This is a genomic window from Pseudoalteromonas sp. TAE56 (genome assembly GCF_000497955.1).
Taxonomy (GTDB): domain Bacteria; phylum Pseudomonadota; class Gammaproteobacteria; order Enterobacterales; family Alteromonadaceae; genus Pseudoalteromonas.
In genome coordinates this window covers 73,550-93,105 of the sequence record NZ_AUTN01000103.1, presented here as the reverse complement: position 1 = coordinate 93,105, position 19,556 = coordinate 73,550, and the positions used below count along the sequence as shown (strand labels likewise).

General features: G+C 38.1%; 20 protein-coding genes. 13 read left to right on the top strand and 7 right to left on the bottom strand.

Features of this window, described 5'->3' with window-relative positions:
- The first annotated feature begins 47 nt into the window (after positions 1–47).
- The 4 genes from L656_RS0111430 to queG all read left to right on the top strand — a co-directional run bounded on the left by L656_RS0111430 (position 48) and on the right by queG (position 4,081).
- The gene (locus tag L656_RS0111430) at positions 48–914 is read left to right on the top strand and encodes a DMT family transporter (RefSeq protein ID WP_024594632.1); all 867 of its coding nucleotides are present in this window, start codon (positions 48–50) and stop codon (positions 912–914) included.
- Positions 911–1,615 carry a glycerophosphodiester phosphodiesterase gene (locus L656_RS0111425; RefSeq protein ID WP_024599309.1) on the top strand — a complete coding sequence of 235 codons (705 nt, stop codon included), beginning with the start codon at positions 911–913 and terminating at the stop codon, positions 1,613–1,615. Before L656_RS0111430 ends, L656_RS0111425 begins: the two co-directional genes overlap by 4 nt.
- A 45-nt stretch (positions 1,616–1,660) precedes the next feature.
- The gene (locus L656_RS0111420; protein ID WP_024599308.1) at positions 1,661–2,881 is read left to right on the top strand and encodes a methyl-accepting chemotaxis protein; all 1,221 of its coding nucleotides are present in this window, start codon (positions 1,661–1,663) and stop codon (positions 2,879–2,881) included.
- A 66-nt stretch (positions 2,882–2,947) separates the two neighbouring features.
- Complete coding sequence (gene queG / locus L656_RS0111415; RefSeq protein WP_024599307.1) at positions 2,948–4,081, top strand: tRNA epoxyqueuosine(34) reductase QueG; 1,134 nt, start codon at positions 2,948–2,950, stop codon at positions 4,079–4,081.
- A gap of 46 nt (positions 4,082–4,127) precedes the next feature.
- Here the strand turns inward: queG and L656_RS0111410 are convergent, their stop codons facing one another.
- The 3 genes from L656_RS0111410 to L656_RS0111400 all read right to left on the bottom strand — a co-directional run bounded on the left by L656_RS0111410 (position 4,128) and on the right by L656_RS0111400 (position 7,912).
- Positions 4,128–5,255 (bottom strand): response regulator, encoded by a 1,128-nt coding sequence (locus L656_RS0111410; protein WP_024599306.1) that lies wholly within the window; start codon positions 5,253–5,255, stop codon positions 4,128–4,130.
- Positions 5,256–5,309: 54 nt separating this feature from the next.
- Positions 5,310–7,304 (bottom strand): hybrid sensor histidine kinase/response regulator, encoded by a 1,995-nt coding sequence (locus L656_RS0111405; protein ID WP_024599305.1) that lies wholly within the window; start codon positions 7,302–7,304, stop codon positions 5,310–5,312.
- A gap of 119 nt (positions 7,305–7,423) precedes the next feature.
- Entirely contained in the window at positions 7,424–7,912 is a 489-nt protein-coding gene (locus L656_RS0111400; protein WP_024594637.1) for a GNAT family N-acetyltransferase, read from the bottom strand.
- Positions 7,913–7,993: 81 nt separating this feature from the next.
- Between L656_RS0111400 and L656_RS0111395 the strand changes: the two genes are divergently transcribed.
- The 6 genes from L656_RS0111395 to L656_RS0111370 all read left to right on the top strand — a co-directional run bounded on the left by L656_RS0111395 (position 7,994) and on the right by L656_RS0111370 (position 13,450).
- A complete protein-coding gene (locus L656_RS0111395) occupies positions 7,994–8,569 on the top strand; it encodes a glutathione peroxidase (RefSeq protein WP_024599304.1) in 576 nt (191 codons plus the stop codon).
- 86 nt (positions 8,570–8,655) lie between these two features.
- The gene (locus tag L656_RS0111390; RefSeq protein WP_002958009.1) at positions 8,656–8,937 is read left to right on the top strand and encodes a peptidylprolyl isomerase; all 282 of its coding nucleotides are present in this window, start codon (positions 8,656–8,658) and stop codon (positions 8,935–8,937) included.
- Between the two features lie 64 nt (positions 8,938–9,001).
- Positions 9,002–9,580: a glutathione S-transferase family protein gene (locus L656_RS0111385; protein WP_024599303.1), complete on the top strand. Its 579-nt coding sequence runs from the start codon at positions 9,002–9,004 to the stop codon at positions 9,578–9,580.
- 17 nt (positions 9,581–9,597) lie between these two features.
- On the top strand, positions 9,598–9,948 hold the full coding sequence (locus L656_RS0111380; RefSeq protein WP_024599302.1) for a DUF2750 domain-containing protein: 351 nt from the start codon (positions 9,598–9,600) through the stop codon (positions 9,946–9,948).
- A gap of 99 nt (positions 9,949–10,047) precedes the next feature.
- Positions 10,048–10,728, top strand: coding sequence for a hypothetical protein (locus L656_RS0111375; protein WP_024599301.1), 681 nt, complete (start codon positions 10,048–10,050; stop codon positions 10,726–10,728).
- Positions 10,729–10,876: 148 nt separating this feature from the next.
- Positions 10,877–13,450: a M1 family metallopeptidase gene (locus L656_RS0111370; protein ID WP_024599300.1), complete on the top strand. Its 2,574-nt coding sequence runs from the start codon at positions 10,877–10,879 to the stop codon at positions 13,448–13,450.
- 75 nt (positions 13,451–13,525) lie between these two features.
- Here L656_RS0111370 and L656_RS0111365 read toward each other — a convergent pair whose 3' ends face one another.
- A complete protein-coding gene (locus L656_RS0111365; protein WP_007579906.1) occupies positions 13,526–13,891 on the bottom strand; it encodes a hypothetical protein in 366 nt (121 codons plus the stop codon).
- 76 nt (positions 13,892–13,967) lie between these two features.
- The gene (locus tag L656_RS0111360; RefSeq protein WP_024599299.1) at positions 13,968–14,843 is read right to left on the bottom strand and encodes a hypothetical protein; all 876 of its coding nucleotides are present in this window, start codon (positions 14,841–14,843) and stop codon (positions 13,968–13,970) included.
- A gap of 157 nt (positions 14,844–15,000) precedes the next feature.
- On the opposite strand from L656_RS0111360, the gene L656_RS0111355 reads away from it, so the two are divergent.
- The 3 genes from L656_RS0111355 to yjjG all read left to right on the top strand — a co-directional run bounded on the left by L656_RS0111355 (position 15,001) and on the right by yjjG (position 17,196).
- On the top strand, positions 15,001–15,900 hold the full coding sequence (locus L656_RS0111355) for a phosphoribulokinase (protein WP_024599298.1): 900 nt from the start codon (positions 15,001–15,003) through the stop codon (positions 15,898–15,900).
- A 62-nt stretch (positions 15,901–15,962) separates the two neighbouring features.
- Positions 15,963–16,508, top strand: a complete 546-nt coding sequence (gene yjjX / locus L656_RS0111350) for an inosine/xanthosine triphosphatase (protein ID WP_024599297.1) — start codon at positions 15,963–15,965, stop codon at positions 16,506–16,508.
- Between the two features lie 13 nt (positions 16,509–16,521).
- The gene (gene yjjG / locus L656_RS0111345) at positions 16,522–17,196 is read left to right on the top strand and encodes a pyrimidine 5'-nucleotidase (protein WP_024599296.1); all 675 of its coding nucleotides are present in this window, start codon (positions 16,522–16,524) and stop codon (positions 17,194–17,196) included.
- Positions 17,197–17,276: 80 nt separating this feature from the next.
- Here the strand turns inward: yjjG and lpxC are convergent, their stop codons facing one another.
- Both lpxC and ftsZ read right to left on the bottom strand, forming a co-directional pair.
- On the bottom strand, positions 17,277–18,188 hold the full coding sequence (lpxC, locus tag L656_RS0111340) for a UDP-3-O-acyl-N-acetylglucosamine deacetylase (RefSeq protein ID WP_024599295.1): 912 nt from the start codon (positions 18,186–18,188) through the stop codon (positions 17,277–17,279).
- A gap of 106 nt (positions 18,189–18,294) precedes the next feature.
- Complete coding sequence (gene ftsZ, locus L656_RS0111335; RefSeq protein ID WP_024599294.1) at positions 18,295–19,542, bottom strand: cell division protein FtsZ; 1,248 nt, start codon at positions 19,540–19,542, stop codon at positions 18,295–18,297.
- Between the last annotated feature and the right edge of the window lie 14 nt (positions 19,543–19,556).

Here is a 19,556-nt window from a genome sequence, read left to right as displayed (position 1 = left end):
TTTTTAAGCAATGTTAATATATTCAAAAAGTACAACAAGGAAACTAAATGCAGCCTCAGCAACAAAGTTTAATTTATTTACACATAGCGGTATTACTTTTTGGCGGGACCGCTCTATTTGCCAAACTTATTGGTTTAAATGCTTTAGATATTACCGTTTACAGAACTGCAATTGCAGGAATGGCTATTTTAGCCATGCTTTATTTTCAAAAAAAACAAATTAAACTCAACAAACCTAAAGACTATCTTATTGCATTATTTTTAGGTGTTGCGGTGGGTATTCACTGGGTTACCTATTTTGCTGGTATGCAAATGGCCGGTATAACTATTGGAATGCTCGCATTTTTTAGCTATCCCGTAATGACGGTGTTTTTAGAACCCTTATTTAATAAAAGTAGGCCAAAAGCAAAAGATATAATAAGTGCGGCGGTGGTTGTTTTAGGTATTTACCTGTTAGTCCCAAGTGCAAATTTAGGCGATGATGTAACCCTAGGTGTAATAACAGGTGTTATATCGGCATTGTTTTTTTCAATCAGAAACATTACTCATAAGCGCTACTTTAGCCAATATGGCGGGCCGCAAACGATGTTTTATCAAACCTTAGTGGCAAGCATTATGTTGTGTGCATTTATAGAAGTACCAGTGTATGAGGTTAGTAATCATGACCTGATTTTAATTGCTGTAGCGGGTGTTATATTTACAGCTACACCGCACTCGTTATTTGCAGCAAGTTTAAAGCATTTATCAGCGGCAACTGCGGGGTTAATTTCTTGCTTGCAGCCACTTTATGGCACCATACTGGCTATAGTAATTATTCATGAACGTCCTACTGTTATGACGTTAGTTGGTGGAGCACTCATAGTGAGTGCCGCTTGTTTTGAAACGTGGTCAATCACTAAAAAGGCTCGACAATGAAAGTATTTGCACACCGTGGTGCCAGTGGGGATTTTCCTGAAAACACCAAAAGCGCTATTTTAGAAGCGTTAAAAGTAGGTGTTGATGGTATTGAAGTAGATATTCAAAGTTCCTTCGATGATTACATGGTAATACACGATTCATGGCTTGATAGAACCACCAGCGGTAAAGGCAGGGTGAGTAACTTTACCGCTCATGAGCTCTCTAAGCTTGATGCTGGAAATGGTGAAAAAATTCCTACTCTTCAGCAGCTGTTTGATTGGAATAACAATAAATCTTTATTAAATATTGAGCTTAAACACACGTTTGCACTAGAAAGGTTTGTGGCTCAATTAGAACAAAACATTGAAGCTAAAAAAATATCGAAAACCAATATTTTAGTATCATCGTTTGATCATCATCAACTACAGTGGCTTAAAAACAAGCTACCATGGCTTAAAATAGGCGCCCTTACTTCTTCTATTCCAATTAACTATGCAAAGTTTGCTAGTGATTTAAACGCTTATAGCGTACATGCAGATAAAACCTTTATAAATAAGGCCTTTGCAGAGGATGCAAAAAAAAGAGGCCTAAAGATTTATGCTTATACAGTCGATAGGGAAGAAGATATAGCGCTAATGCTTGAGTATGGCATAGACGGAATTTTTACAAATTACCCAGCGCGAACCAAAGCTTACTTGTTGTCGTTACAAAAAGGCTAACTTACATTCCCCTCACTTAAATAACAATCGTAGGGCTTGAGCATAATGAGTGGTTTCATGAAAATTTATAACTATATAGAGCAAACATTCTTTTTTACGTTAACCCGTAAAATAGTCGGTAATTTAAGTTTTGTATTATTGTTCCAAGCAATTACGTTATTTTGGCTGCATCAGAGTTTAAGCGAACAACAGCAAAGTACAGGGCTATTTTGGCTGCTTACGCTTGTGATTATATCTGGTTTTATTTTTACTCTTTTTTATATGCGTTTTTTAATTGTTCGCCCTGTTACTGCTATGCGCGATACTTTGATAAAAATAAACCAACAAGATGCAAATTTAGCAGCAAAACTTCCCCACTTTTCGTATGACGAATTTAAAGATTTAAGTACACAATATAATATATTTACTGCCCATTTAAGTGAGTTGCTCAGCACAACATATAACAGTGCTCAAGCTAGTGCACACAGTAATATACAAGTCACTGAATCGATGAAAAATACTGAGCAATCAAGCGAGCAACAAATACAGTTAAGCCACAGTATTATTAATGCCAGTATGCAAATAACCCAAAGCTTACAAAACATAGTAAATAATACAGATAGCGTGCATAACGTTAATAATGAACACCTTAACTTTGTAAAACTATCTGCATCAGAGCTCTCTGCTTTAGTAAAGCAGGTTAAACTTATTACTAATATGCTAGGTAGCTTTTCAAATACAATTGCGGGACTGAAAGAGAACAGTGAAAACATTCGTAGTATTTTAAAAATGGTTGAAGAGTTTTCTGATCAAACTAATTTGTTAGCCCTTAACGCCGCAATAGAAGCAGCTAGAGCGGGTGAAGCTGGCAGAGGATTTGCCGTAGTTGCAGACGAAGTACGCACACTTTCAATAAAGGTAAGTGGCGCAACTAGGCAAATAAGCGACTTTATAAATCAGATGAATGATTTGGTAAACGAGACAAATAAAGAGTCAGAGCAATTAATGACTCACTCCAATAATGCACAAAGCTCAATTAGTGCAACCTCCGAGGGTTTTACAAAAATGCTTAGTGAGTTTGAGCACAACCAACAACAACTACAACAAATAGCCAGTGCTGTACATATGCTTGAGGGCACTCAAACTAATACTCACCAATCGGTAGAGCAAATAGTAGCTTTAGGTGAGCAAGCTAAACAGCAAATAGATACGGCATTAGCCGATAGCGAGCAATCTCAACAGTTAAGCTTACAGACCCAACAACAGTTAAAGCGCTTCGTGCGCTAAGAAGCGTTTTCGGGCTCAGAGAAATATGGTAAATTACGCAGCTATTAATTTAAGTGTGTGAAGTGTGTGAGCAACCCTACCCCAGACTATGAAAAATTAGCCCTACAAATAAAAACCTGGGGGCAAGAGCTTGGTTTTAGCGAAGTAGGTATTACTGATATTGACCTATCTAAGCACGAAGCCCAATTGCAACGCTGGCTTGATGCTGGCTACCACGGCTCGATGGATTATATGGCTGCTCACGGCATGAAACGCGCTCGCCCTGCTGAATTAGTACCAGGTACACAGCGTGTTATATCCGTAAAAATGAATTATCTCCCTCCCGATGCTGGCTTTGCAAAAACCTTAAAAAATAAAGAAAAAGCCTATATAAGTCGTTATGCACTGGGTCGTGATTACCATAAATTAATGCGTAATCGTTTAAAAAAACTTGGCCAAAAAATAGAGCAAGAAATTGGCGAATATGGCTTTAGGCCATTTGTAGATTCAGCCCCGGTACTTGAGCGTCAACTTGCAGAAAAAGCCGGTTTAGGGTGGCGTGGTAAGCATTCGTTATTGATTAATCAAGAAGCAGGATCGTGGTTTTTTTTAGGCGAGCTATTTATTGATTTACCTCTACCAATAGATGCAGAGAACACGTTTGAAGGCTGCGGAAAATGTGTTGCTTGTATTACTCTTTGCCCAACAGGTGCAATTGTAGAGCCTTACGTTGTTGATGCACGTAAATGCATATCGTACTTAACGATAGAACACCAAGGCCCCATACCCGAACAATACCGAACTTTATTAGGCAACCGTATCTATGGTTGTGATGATTGCCAGTTGGTATGCCCTTGGAATCGTTATGGACAAATAACGGATGAAAATGACTTTCATCCCCGTACTCAATTAAAAAATAAAGATTTACTTGAGCTATTTGCTTGGGATGAGCCTACATTTTTAAAAAATACCGAAGGCAGCCCTATTCGCCGTATAGGTCACGAACGTTGGTTACGTAATATAGCGGTCGGTTTAGGTAATGCAGAGTTTAGCCCGGCTATTATTCATGCTTTACAAGATAAAAGCCAAATATCCAGCGAGCTTGTTTTAGAACATATTGAATGGGCGCTTGCTCAACAAAACGATAAACAACGATTACAAACTCGTAAAACGGCTAGGTTAATCAGAATCGTAGAAAAAGGCTTACCCAGAGATGCATAATGCAGTTGGAGTAAGCCTTAAAGTAACATTATTTAATTAATTATATTTAGCTCTTTAAAAGCAATGACAGGTCTTGCTCAATTTCAGCAAAAGCTGCTTTGACTTGTTTAACAGACTCTTCTCTTGCTACTGAGTTTTGGATAGTTTCATCTACTTTTTTATAAATAAACACCTCCTGATCTTCATCCAGTCCCATTGATGGGATACGTTCTTCGAGCTCTTCTTGTAACTGTTTAAACACTTTTTCGTTGTTTTGACGGTTTTCATTCAACAAGCTAATTAAGCTATGAAACTTACTATGAACAGTACTTGCTACGGCATTAAGTTTCGCTCGTTGTGATTCAAGCATTTTCTTGGTCATGATGGCGCGTAGCTGCTGCTCGGTAACACTGACAATAAAACATACGTGGTCGCGTATACGACCATGCTTATCAGGGTCATGATCGGGCATATTTAAAATGAGTAAGCTAATCAATTCATAGTTAACTAAAATTCGGTGCGAAAACTCATGTAAGCGCCCTTTGTTTTTCAGCATTTCAAATAGCTCCACCACAATAGGTGAACACACGCCGTTTAGCGCAAAGTGGCTAATTTCATTATTTTCTCTAAATTCTACATTGCTTTGTAAATCGAAAGACTGAAGGCAATCTACAAGCGCTTTACCTAGCTCTTGAGGATCGTTAATAAAGCCTATGTTTTCAACGTAGTTAACTATTTGCCCCATTTCACTGCTATTGGCCATTGCATTAAATGCAGTTGATGTTGCATCTTCAACTTGCTTTTCTAGGCTTTGCTTTTCAACGAGTACTTGATTTAAATTTTTAAGCTTAGATTTAAGTTCGTCATGGCCAAAAGGTTTTACAATATAATCTTCTGCGCCAACAGAATAGCCTTCCATGCGTTCTTCAACAGTACCGCGAGCAGACACAAACATAACAATAATGTGTGCGGTATTTGGATTTGCTTTAAGTGCTTTACATACTTCATAGCCGTTCATTTGCGGCATACTTACGTCGAGTAATATAACCTGAGGCATATAACCTTCAACCATGTTTAAACACTCAGGACCACTTGTTGCTACTTGTAATTCAAAATCAAGCTCCTCTAAAATTTCCTCTATAATTTCTAGGTTAAAGGGTTCGTCATCAACGGCAAGTATTTTAGTTAAGGCCATAATTTATCATCCATTCAAACTCTTTAAAAAGTTACTTGGTATGCCAAAAAACAATTAATTAGTGTGTTGTATTAACTGTTCTTCAGCTAAATGCTCGTCTAAGTTTATTTCTAATGGCACTTGTATAGATATAGTTGCACCACCATTTTCGTTGTTACGTGCAGTGATTTCACCTTGGTGTAAAGATACAAACTCTCTACACAATGCAAGGCCTAACCCTGTGCCACCAGCACCACTATTTGTTTTACTGCTTTGCACAAACTTAGTAAAAACATGCTCCAACTCATCTTCTGGTATACCGACCCCATTATCGGTAACTTCTATAGTAGCAAGCTTATTATCTGACTCTAAATTTACCCGTATTTTACTTTTAGGTTCGCTAAATTTAAGTGCGTTACCTAGTACGTTTCGAAGTAACTGGTTTATTTGCTCTTCATCACATTGTGCAATTACAGGTAATGGCTGTGCGGTAAATATAATCTCAATTTCTTTTTCCATTGCAGTACCAGACACATCATCAATACTTGTTTTAATAATATTAGCTAAATTATAGGGACGAGGGTTAAATGGAAACTTACCTACATCTAGCTTAGATAGGTCGAGTAAATTATTTAGTAACGACAGTAAACGCTCACCACTACTCTCTATTCGCGATAAATACTTAATGAGTTTTTCTTTTGCAAAATCTCCAGCTTCTAATTTACTTAAACCAAAACGAGAAAAGCTTAAAATAGAGTGCATAGGTGTTCGAAGTTCATGCGACATGTTTGCTAAAAATTCTGATTTACTTAAGTTTGCAGCCTCAGCCACATTTTTAGCATGCTCGAGTTGTGAAGTACGTGCTCTTACTTGCTCTTCAAGAACATCTTTTGCTTCAAGTAATAAATCCTCTTTTTGCTTAAGATGGGTTACATTTTTAAATATGACCGCAAGTGCTATTTCGCCATGGTGATCTATCTCATTAAAAGAGCCAACTAAGGGTATATAACCTCCTGCTGTTTTAGATAAACGTAAATCGCAGCTAAATTGTCGATTACTATTTAATGTCGAAATCTTATCTTTAATACCTAAAATTGAATCATCATCTAAAAAATCAAATACTGATTTACCTTCGAGTTCATTAAACGGTAAGTTAAATAGTCTCAAGCAAGCATCATTAGCTTCTATCACTCTACCGCACTTTTCAAATAACATAATTGCATCGGGCGTATGTTTATAAATAACCTGAAGTAGGCTGTCTTTTTCAATTAGGGCATCAACCGTATCTTGTAGCCTTTCTACAAGCTCTGCGTTATGACGTTTTAATAACTCTGTTTGCCATAATTTATGTATTGATTGTAATAGTGAGCTGTCGTTCAGTGGCTTAATAAGTACGTCTTCCACACCTTGACGAATAGCTTCAATCATCGAAACTTGATCGGGACGTGAGGTAAATAATAAGCAACGGCAATGTGGTTGGGTTACTTTTAAATTTGAAAAAATTCCTAAACCTGTTCCGTCATCTAAAATAAAATCGCTTATCAGTATATCTATTTGCTTTTCTTTACTAATTTCTAAAGCTTCTGCGGAGGTTGTTGCAGTATGAGTCTCGATATGAGCACCGATTAAGCTATTTTTCATTTTTTCGAGACGTTCAGGAACATGATCGACAAGTAAAATAGTAGGTAATTGCAAAATATGGTTAGAGCCTAATTCTAATAGGCTCTCTAAAAGAGAAGTAATTTCTTTATTAGAAAAAAATGGGTAGACCACGGTTGCGTCAGGCGCAATATGATTTAGCTCGCTAAACGCAGTTAGTTGTTCACCGCTTTGTGCTTTTGGCGCAAGCAGCATAAAGCGCTCTTGCGCTACTTCGCTTACAAGCGGTTTTATAGAATCAACAGGCACACCATGGGCAACAACAACTAAGTCGTAATCGCCTATATTGGTATACATGTCTAGCATGCTGAAATGAATTAATTCGACCTCACCCCCTATTAATTCTAAAAGCACTTTCACACGCATTGCGATGACACTGCTACTATCAATAATTAATATTTTTCGAATCATCAAGCCACACTTTAAATTAATAAACTTAATATCCCAACAGCGTAGTCTATTTTTATTTAATTGGCATAAACCCTTCGTCTTATTTTGTAAAAAAATATTACAACATTATGAAAAATAATTTATTCCAGATGTTTTCCAAAAATAGTAAGGCTATACGCCTTATCATCCATTATGGCAACGCTTGGCAACTCACCCCATATTGCAAAATCAAAATGCTTAAACAATTTAACACTCGGTAAGTTATGACTAAAAATAAAGCCGAGTAATACTTTAATATTTAATTGCTTAGCTTGTGTTTGAGCAAATATCATTAGCTTTTTACCAAGCCCTTTACCTTGCGCTTTACTGGTAATGTAAATGCTCATTTCTACTGTGCCGTCGTAAGCTGGGCGCCCATAAAACGATTTATAACTTACCCAAGCAAGTACTTGGTTATTTTCGCAGTAAACGTAAATAGGCCTTTTATCGTTGTGGCTATTAAACCAGTCACGCTTTTCGTCAACGCTCACTTCTTGCGTATCTGCAGTTACCATTCGCCCTGCAATGGTTTCGTTATAAATGGCTACAATTTCACTAAGATCATCAATAGTTGCTAAACGGGTTGTCATAGGTCATTCAAAGGTTGATCAATTTGTTTCATATTAGCGTATGATTATCCAATCAAACAATTGAAAAGTTTAGGTAATGTAATGCTAAAAAAAATTATAATAGGATTAATGGCTTTATTTATTAATGCCCCACTCCACGCTGAAACATCATCAACTATAAACCAAACCTCTACCCAAGACTGTCAAGATTTTACCAATGTCGATATTCGAAAGCTGCGCTCAAAAGAATCTATTAATTTATGCCAATTTAAAAATAAGCCTTTATTAATAGTAAACACGGCAAGCAACTGCGGTTTTACACCTCAATTTAAAGGCCTTGAAGCATTATATCAACAATACAAAGATCAAGGTTTAGTCGTATTAGGGTTCCCCTCTGATGACTTTTTTCAAGAAGAAGATAATGAAAAAGAAACAGCAAAAGTATGCTTTGTAAACTATGGTGTAACTTTTCCCATGTTTGCCACCAGCAAAGTTCGTGGTAGCGAAGCAAATCCAATTTTTAAATATTTGAATGAGCAAACTAGCTCTCCAAATTGGAACTTTTATAAATACTTAGTGTCTGCTGATCGTAAAACAATTTTACGGTTTAACAGTAAAGTGGCACCTAACTCAGAGCAAATGATTACTGCAATTGAAACTGTGTTTTCTAATAAATAAGTTTATACTGGTACAATTAGTTGAAACTAACTAGAATGACATTTCAATTCGGTTAAAAAAACACCACATTATATTCGGGAGATTTTATGACAGTAGCAAGCGCACGACACATACTTGTAGACAGTGAAGCACAATGCTTAGACTTAAAAACAAAAATTGAGCAAGGCGAAGACTTTGCTGAATTAGCAAAAGCACATTCTAATTGTCCTTCAGGTCAGGATGGCGGTGCTCTTGGTGAGTTTGGCCCTGGTATGATGGTTCCAGAGTTTGATAAAGTTGTATTTTCTGCGCCAATTAATCAAGTACAAGGCCCTGTACAAACTCAATTTGGTTATCATTTACTTGAAGTTACTAGCCGTTCAGAATAAATTTAACTGTACTGTAAGTAACATTTGATAAAAGCCGCTTATGCGGCTTTTTTATGGAGTAATTATGCAATTAATTGGTTCTGTACCTTCACCTTACGTACGCCGAATTAGAATTTGGGCGCAAGAAAACGACTGCAAGCTAGAACTTGTAAGTTTAGACATATTTTCTGATCAAGACCGCCCTACCATGGCCAGTAAAAACCCGGCTCGAAAAATCCCGATTTTGGTAGATGGTGACTTAACACTTAGCGACTCTAATTCTATATTGCGTTATTTACTTGAAAAAACAGGTCAGCCAAAACTAACGTGGCCTCAAGAGCACTTACTTACAACTATAAATGCCTGTAACGATTCGTTAGTAGAAATGGTGTTATGTAAACGTTCTGGATTTGACACCAAAAGCGATAAATTATTTTTTAATCTGCAAAACGAACGTATTGAGCAAACATTGAGCTTTTTAAATTCTCATTTAAGCGATGAAGAATTTAAAAGCTGTGAATACCTCAACATCAGTTTATACTGCCTGCTTGATTGGATTTGCTTTCGCGAATTGGCTGACTTTAGTCAGCATTCAGCGCTTGTTGCTTTTCATAAGCAATATGGTGAGCGCCAAGCAGCAATAGACACTAATCCTCGTCACTAATTTAAAAGGGTAAACACATGAGCGATATCGAAATTGAATCACAACTAGTTAGCTTCGTAGAAAAAGTACGTGTTAGCGAAGTAATTTGGGCACTTGGTGCAGAAGATAATGGCTTTGTAGTGTGCGATTCTAACCAATTTGACGAAACTGACGTACTACTGCTTTGGGAAAGTGAAGCAGCAGCTAAAGCACAGTGTAAAGAAGAGTGGAAAGATTACAGTCCAGTAGAAATCAACCTTGATGAATTTTTAGATGCATGGGTTGAAGACTTAAATGAAGATAATGCACTTGTTGGTATTAACTGGAATGATGACCAAGTATGTGCAGAAATTGAGCCTACAGGTTTAGCTCGCGCATTGAGTGAATAATACTTTATACGCTTTGCGTTAAAAGCGAATAAAACCCGACTAGCATCTATTGCTAGTTGGGTATAAAATAAAACACATCATTATTTTCAAGGTATTACGTTGAAAACCCATCTTGGTCGCCGCCCCTTTTCCGCCATGGAATTGCACACCCTTTATAACGGATATATATACGGTGATTTTAAAGTTGCACGAGAGCAACCAAAACACTGGCACTTTTGGCTCCCTTTAATTGCATATTATAGCGGTGCTTATAGCGATGAGATTGGTTACTTAACGCTTGATGATCTGTCTCTTGAAAAAAATGTCTTATGTTTTAATTTTTATACCCACGGTAAAATTAAACCTCGTTTAGTTCCAGTACATCAAGCTCTTATAAATGCTGGATTTAATGAATATATAACATTCATCAAATCGCAAAACCAACACCGATTAATGTTCGACTTACCCGCTAAAACTGGCAGGTACAGTGAAAAAGTACGTATTTGGTTTTCAGGTGAAGGGGAGCGAGCCGGTTACCTGCAAAAATGTGATATACCAAACGTAGATCAACTCGGTATGAAAACAGCAATAAGCAGTCTTCGTCTTAACTTTGAGCAACAAGTGCGTATATACGCCCTGCAAGCTAACTCTAAAGACACATTTAATTATTTAATGGGCTTTAACGAGTATCCACACGATGTGTTTAGCGATACTCACTTATTAAATACCGTTGTCCAACAAATACGTATTATTAACTCACACCTGCATTGGCAGCGTTTTATAACACGCGAAAGCCACTGACAAACTTTGTTACTATTTCCCTTTAAAGTCACCGTTATAATCAATTACTCTATTTAAAAAAACTGTTAGGATATCTAACCCCCTAATTATATGAGCATAAAAAAGCCTATTTAGGGTAGTTTCTAACAACAACAATCTAGGGATCACTATGTTTCTTAAAAGCCTCTTAACAGTGAGCGTTGCTTTGGCAATGGGTGCTGCAAACGCTAACGAATTCGTTATTGAAAAACTCGCAAAACCAAGTTCACAACAGGTCTCGTTAACACTCGACCCGAGCCAAGATACATTCACAGGGATGACTGAGATTTCCCTAGAAGTACTAAAGCCAACAAAATATATTGAGTTAAATGGCGTAGCTTACGCTGTTAAAATGGCGCAACTGCTTGGTGATGAAAGCTGTGATTTAAACAATGAAATGCTTAAAACAGGTAAAGTTAAATTTAGCTGTGATGAACAAATTCAACCAGGTAAATACACACTTAAAGTTGATTTTTCAGCGCCATATAACCGTCAAAGTGTTGGTTTATACAAAACATTAGACCAAGGCACACCTTACTTATTTACTCAATTTGAAATGAGTGATGCACGCCGTGCATTTCCTGTTTTTGACGAGCCAAGTTACAAAATTCCATTTCAGTTAACGATTACTGCGCCTACATCACAAAAAGTATATTCAAATACGCCAGAACTAAAAACAACGGTTGATGGCGATATGACCACACACTTTTTTGATAAAACACCGCCAATCCCTTCATACCTAGTGGCAATGGCCGTTGGCCCATTTGAAGAATTAGAAATTAAAGGCATGCCAATTCCTGGTCGTGTAATTACGCCACAAGGTAAAATTCACTTAGCCCAATACGCAAAAGAAAATATGCCAAAAGTACTAGGCGCACTTGAAGCGTATTTTGGTATTCCTTACGTTTACAAAAAATTAGACTCAGTAGCGGTACCAGAATTTCCATTTGGCGCAATGGAAAACTCAGGCTTAGTTACCTACAGAGAAGATATTTTACTGGTTGATTTAGCTGCCGCAACACGTAGTAAAAAACAACGTAATGTATCAATTATTGCTCACGAACTTGCTCACCAATGGTACGGTAACTTAGTAACCATGAAATGGTGGAACGACTTATGGTTAAACGAAGCGTTTGCTAGCTGGATGGCTGCAAAAATTACTAAGCAGCTTAACCCTGAATTTGAATCGCACTTAGACCTGCCACAAAACAACGTAATGGCACTTGATGCACGTTTAAGCACTAAGCCTATTCGTAAGCCAATTAAAACCGAAGCCGACATTATGGATGGTTTAGGCCTTGCTTACAGTAAAGGCAGCTCAGTACTTGCTATGGTTGAAAACTGGATTGGCGAAGATGCATTTCAAAAAGGCATTCAAAGCTACTTAAAAGAGTTTTCGTACAAAAATGCTGAAGCGGCTGATTTATGGGAAGCACTAGGCAAAGCATCAAACAAAGATGTAGCAAGCGTTTTAAAATCGTTTATAGAGCAATCCTCTTTCCCACTAGTTAAAGTGACTCAACAAGGTAGCAAAGTAACTATTTCACAAAGCCGCTTTGTAAATGCAGGTGTGGATGCGCCAGAGCAGCTATGGAATGTACCGGTTGCAATTAAGTATGGTGCTGGCGATAAAGTAAAAACAGCAAACGTATTACTTAATAAACAAAGCCAAACGCTAGACTTAGACTTTGAACCAGAGTGGATTTATCCTGACCAAGGTGCACTAGGCTACTATCGCTGGGTAATGGATGACGCACAATTTAGCGCACTTGTTAAAAAAGCGCCAAGCGTACTGAGTGACCGTGAGCGTTTAGCGTTACTATCGGCTACTGATGCACTACTTGATGCTGGTGTTATATCTGCTGCTAAGTTAATGCAAACACTTGAAGTGTTCGTAAGCGATAGCCATCCTCGCGTAGCAAATACCGCACTAGGTTACTTAGTATCGCAACAACGTACTTTTAAAGACGATAGCAATAAAGATTTATGGCCTGAATTTATTCGTAATGCGGTAACGCCTGCGGCTAAAAAATATGGCCTAGAAGCTAAAGCGGGAGAAGATGGAGCTATTGCACAACTTCGTGCAGCCGTTGTATCACGCTTAGGTTTTGATGGTGAAGATCAAAACGTCATCAAAAAGGCAAAAGAACAAACACAAGTTTATTTAAATGATCCACAAAAAGTAGATCCTTATTTAGCGGGTACGTACTTAACTCTTGCTGCTTTTCATGGTGACAAAGCGCTGCTTGATCAGTTCATGACAACGTTTAAAACCACAAAAGATCCACAAGTACGTACTAACATGCTTGCTGCAATGGGCTTTTTTGGCAAACCTGAGTTACAAAAAGCGGTATTAGCTTATAGTTTAACGGATGAAGTAACGGCATCTGACATGCGCACTATTTTGTCAGGTCAAAGTTATACAGATGAGCGCCAAGCGTTATTTATTGACTGGGTTTACAGTAACTACGATAAAGTAACAGCAAGCTTACCGCCGTTCTTTATTCCTAACTTACCGTACTTTACAACTGCAAGCTGTAATGCAGAAAGCCTAGCTAAAACAAAAGACTTTTTTAACGAAAAAGTAGCTGATGTAGCAGGTTACGCTCGTACATTAAGTAAGCTTGAAGAAAGCACAAACGATTGTATTGCGCTTAAAACACGCGAACTTGAATCGGTTAATAGCTTCTTAAAAAGTAAGTAACTCTTAGTTATTAAGCTATAAAAATACAAAAGCCGCTGAATATAAATTCAGCGGCTTTTTACGTTTTATATAAAATTAGTTACCAATAATCATAGTTAGCTTGGCTATAAAGTCTTTTGCTGCTTGCTCAGAATTTATTTTAAATGCCACGCCATAGTGAATAGGTTGGGCGCTTTTAAAAATACGCGTAGGAAAGCGTGTCATCTCGCTGCTATGAAAGTACCCTTGAGCACGCGTTACGCCATCAATATCACTAAAATCATCACTAAACACTTCAAATGCGGGGCGAATTACTATTTTACCCTTCCCACTTTCGCTGTGGGTATAAAATGCTTCTTTAGAGTTTACTAACATGTACTCTGCAATATTTTTAATCTTAAAATTACTTCTACACTGTAATTTAATAAGCTGTTCTGTCAGCTCGTCTGCACTATAAGCCACGTGTAATCCCTATTAATTAAATTTGCACATTAGATTAACGCATACACACAATAAAATCTGAATTTATTTGTCTGCTTTACTTCGTTATATCACATACAAAAGCGAGTTTTTCATTTTTGAAACTCATTCTTGTTATATTTGTTTCGCAGTAAGTGCTTAAATTAAGCCATTGCGATACTTCGTCACTGCCCTCAAGCTTGCGTTGATAAACGCGGTTCTTAATTGCGTAAGCGATAGTTGCATCATCTTTTAAAATAAAATCTTGTACTTGAGCCGGCAATCTTAGTAAGTCTTCAACCTGTTTATCTTGTGGATTAAAACTTGCTAAAATGTGTTGCTCGTTTTTAGTGTAACTAAATAAAAATGTAGCCGTCGCGTTATTATAAATAAGTGTTCGGCCAATATTGCTGGCAGCTATTTTTCCCTTTGCTTCTTCAACTGATGTATATTGAAGGGTATGAGGCTTTCCTAAAATAAACATCACTAAATCATCTTGAACGCCCCAAGCGTGGTATCCAACAGGCTCAATCCAATCAAAAATACGACTCGGCGCATCTTCGTTGTTACGTGGGTATTGCCACAACTTTTGTTTACCATCTGCCTCAACAACAATCGCTGATACTGCATCAGCACTAGGCATAACAGTTGGTGAATATTCGCTTACGGGAGAGTTACTGATATTAGTTACTTGTTTTGATGTTAAGTCATAATAAGCAATATCGGTTTGGCTCTGCCCATCTGTAATAACCTCATGAGTAAAATATAAACCGTCGCTTGTTAAGTATGGTTGGTTGTTATAACTATTTTTATCACTCACTATACTAACTTGTACCCCATAAGGCGTATTTAAATCAGCAAGTAATACTTGGCTTTTTGGCATGCTAGCCTGCGCCATAATTGGGCTAAGCGCTGCTATAGAAAATACCCCAAGTAATGGTTTAATAAGTTTCATGCTTTCTCTCGTTTTAATTTTAAGCACCTCATGATAACGTTATTTGCTGATGACGTCACTTGAGCTAAGTCAGTCAACTCTTAAGATACCCAAACGACTTAAAATAATGTTAAGTTTAGTCTGGTTATAAAACCTGGTCCTAAAAAAGAGAATTAACATGTCAGCTAAAAATCCTATTATTGCGATTACGGGTTCGTCTGGTGCGGGTACAACCACCACAACCAATGCAATTAAACATATTTTCCGTAGCCTTAATATTGAAGCGGCTTTTATCGAAGGAGATAGCTTTCATCGTTACACTCGCCCTGAAATGGATAAAAAAGTACGTGAAGCGCAACAAGAAAATAAACACATTAGTTACTTTGGCCGAGAAGCAAATGATTTTGGTTCTTTAGAAGCGTTGTTTGAAAACTATAGTGAAACAGGCCAAGGTAAGTTACGCCGTTATTTACACACTTTTGATGAAGCCGTTCCATACAATCAATTACCGGGTACATTTACTCCTTGGCAAGACCTTGATAGCAATACCGATATTTTGTTTTATGAAGGATTGCACGGCGGCGTAGTTGATCAAGATGTAGACGTTGCAAAGCATGTTGATTTATTAATAGGCATGGTGCCTATTATTAACCTTGAATGGATTCAAAAATTAATACGCGACACATCCGAACGCGGCCATTCTCGCGAAGCGGTTATGGGTTCTATTGTGCGCAGTATGGATGACTATATAAATCATATTACCCCGCAGTTTTCTCGTACCCATATTAATTTTCAGCGAGTGCCTACTGTCGATACCTCAAATCCATTTAGCGCCAAAGATATTCCATCACTCGATGAAAGTTTTGTAGTCATTCGCTTTAGAGGAATTGATGATGTTGATTTTCCTTATTATTTACGTATGATCGAAGGCAGCTTTATGTCTCGTATAAATACACTTGTAGTACCAGGCGGTAAAATGGGCTTAGCTATGGAGCTTGTGCTTACCCCATTGATTAAAGATATTATTTTGAAAAAGCGTGCACTGGAAAATCTAGCTCCTCTCGATTTGCCTATTTAACTCCTCTTCTAAGATTGAGCCAACTCACGTACACTGCTGATTTTACTCAAGGTGAGATCAGCATGCCACAACAATTAAAAATTATTGTCGGTTCTAAAAATCCTGTAAAAATAAATGCCGCTAGACATATTTTTACTATGTATTTTCCACAATGTATCATTGATTGTGAAGGTGTGAATGCTCCCTCAGGCGTGCCCGATCAGCCTATTGGCGAAGACGAAACACGTATTGGCGCGCAAAACCGCGTAAATTATTGCAAAGAGTACCACCAAGCTCACTATTACGTTGCAATGGAGGGCGGTGCAGAGCAATTTAGCTATGGTGCAGCAACCTTTGCTTACGTAGTTATTGATAATGCGTTAAATCAAGTTGTAGGGCGTAGCAGCAACCTTCCTCTACCCCAAGTGCTTTATAATGCTTTACTTAAAGGTGAAGAACTTGGCGATGTAATGGACAAAGCATTTAATACCACCAACGTTAAACAAAAAGGTGGCGCTATTGGTCTGCTTACAAACAATCATGCCACTCGGGAAAGTACCTACACACAAGCACTCACTTTAGCTATGGCGCCTTTTTTACACCCTGAGCTATACAGCCAAACAAATTAATTTAGGAAGTTTAATGAAGTACAACTATGTATTGTTTGATGCAGACGAAACCTTATTTAGGTTTGATATTTTAGCGGGCATGACTCGCATGTTTAAAGCTTACAACGTAGATTTTAGTCAAGACGATTATATTAATTATCAAAAAACCAATAAGCAGCTGTGGGTTGATTATCAAGATGGCACTATTAGCGCAGATTACTTACAAGTAACTCGCTTTAATGAATGGGCTGCAAAGCTAAATGTGCCAGCAAAAGAGCTAAATGATGCTTTTTTAGATTCTATGGCGCAAATTTGCGAGCCATTACCTGGTGCTATTGAGCTTTTAAATAAACTTAAGCCGCACGCTAAGTTAGGTATTATTACTAACGGATTTGCCCGCTTACAAACCGTACGTCTTGAGCATACTGGCTTAAAAGATATGTTTGAATGGTTAGTTATATCTGAGCTTGTAGGTATAGCAAAACCGAATAAAGCGATTTTCGAGCACACATTTGAGCTAATGGGTAACCCAGATAAATGCGAGATACTTATGGTAGGTGATACAGCGGCAAGTGACATACTTGGCGGCAACAATGCCGGTATTGATACTTGCTGGTTACAGCACCCTGGTGAGCGATTAGCCGACGGAATAAAGCCAACCTATACAGTAACTAATTTAAATCAGTTACAAACTCTTTTAGAGTTATAATAAAGTAAATTTCACGCAAAAAAATGACGCTAATAAGCGTCATTTTTTATAACTGTTTTTCGAGCTTCGCTATAACGCTTTTAAGCGTGGGCTAACTCAAGACCGGGTGCAGGCATCGTCACAGGCGTTTCAAATGTTGCCCACTCCCATGCTGACTCTGTTGCCATAATTTTACGAAGTAATTTATTATTTAAATCATGGCCTGACTTAAATGCAGTTACTTTACCTAAAAGGTTATGGCCTGTCATAAACATGTCACCAACACAGTCTAATATCTTATGCTTAACGAACTCGTCGCTATAACGTAAACCGTTAGGATTTAAAACTTTGAATTCATCAAGTACAACTGCACTATCCATGCTCCCACCTAGCGCTAGGTTGTTTGCATGCATGTATTCAATATCTTTCATAAATCCAAAAGTACGCGCACGGCTAATTTCTTCAATAAAGCTTTGCGTTGTTATATCCAACCCAATACGTTGGCGACTTTCATTGATAGCAGGGTGGTTAAATGCAATCTCAAAGTCGATATGAAAACCATCATATGGTTCAACTTCAGCCCATTTACCATCTTCTTCAATGCGTACTTTTTCTTTAATACGGATAAAGCGTTTAGCAACGTTTTGCTCTTCAATTCCGCCTTTTTGTAACAAATATATGAATGGTAATGCACTACCATCCATAATCGGCACTTCTGAGCTATCTAATTCTACAATTAAATTATCAATCCCCATTGCAGCCACGGCTGCAATAAGATGCTCAGTAGTCGATAAGCGAACACCATCTTTGTTAATTAAACAGGTACACAGCTGCGTATCACCAACGGCTTCAGGTGTTGTTTCAAAATCAACAACCGGATCAAGGTCGACACGACGAAATACAATCCCAGTATTTGCGCTCGCAGGTCGGAGAGTTATTGTGACCTTCTCACCTTTATGAAGTCCAATTCCTATGGCTTTGACTACTTCTGCAATCGTACGCTGTTTAATCATAGGTATGCTCACTTTTAAATCAGTTACAGTTATATGGCGAATTTTAACATAAATCCTTTTGCCTTTCAATATTCGTACATATTTCAAACAAAAGTATTGTTAAATGTTAATCAGCCTGCTTACGTAAAAAAGCGGGGATATCAAAATAATCACCACCTTCTGATTTATCCGCTTTTTTACTGTTTTGCGCTGAAGAGCTCGATGCACTGCTTGAGCTCGTTGAAGGCGCTTTTTCTTTACTTTGCGTTTGCGCTTTAGCAGTGTTTTCTTCAGTGTTTGTATCTTGGCTTGCAAAGCTTGGTACGTACATACTGCTCGTTTGGTTTGATGTGCTTGCAACATCAGAACCTGATGCTTTTTTAAAGCCGTTATCAACAATACCAAACTGTGGACGACGATCGCCGCCTAAGCCAGTTGCAACAACCGTTACACGTAGCTCATCAGTCATTTCTGGGTCGATTACCGCACCAACAACAACCGTTGCGTTTTCTGACGCAAGTGCTTTAACGTGATTACCAACAATTTCAAATTCTTCAATCGCAATGTCCATACCTGCGGTAATATTAACTAATATGCCTTTAGCACCTGTTAAATCAACGTCTTCTAGTAGTGGGCTTGAGATAGCCGCTTCTGCTGCTTCTTGTGCACGATCAGGACCTGACGCAGACGCCGTTCCCATCATTGCAGTACCCATTGCAGACATTACAGTTCTAACATCGGCGAAATCCACGTTAATTAAACCAGAACGTGTAATTAGCTCTGCTATACCTTGTACCGCACCAAATAATACGTCATTAGCTTTAGCGAAGGCATCTAGAAGTGTAGTCCCTTTTCCTAAAACTTTAAGCAATTTATTGTTCGGAATTGTAATAAGTGAATCTACAATTTCTGACAATTCATTAATGCCTTGTTCAGCGGCTGCTGCACGTTTTTTACCTTCAAAATCAAAAGGACGTGTTACAACTGCAACAGTTAAAATACCTAGCTCTTTTGCTATTTTAGCAACTACCGGTGCTGCACCAGTACCTGTACCACCACCCATACCTGCTGCAATAAAGACCATATCGGCGCCTTCAAGGCTGGCACGAATTGTATCTGCATCTTCTTCAGCCGACTTACGGCCTACTTCAGGGTTTGCGCCCGCACCCAACCCAGAGGTTATTTGCGTGCCTAGCTGAACTGTAATATCGGCTGCAGAGTTACGTAATGCTTGCGCATCAGTATTAGCGGCTATAAAACGCACGCCTTCTATTTGTTGTTTTACCATGTGCTCAACAGCGTTACCGCCACCACCGCCCACGCCGATTACTTTTATTACAGCTTCTTCGCTGTGTTGTTCCATTATATCAAACATGTTTACTCTCCGAC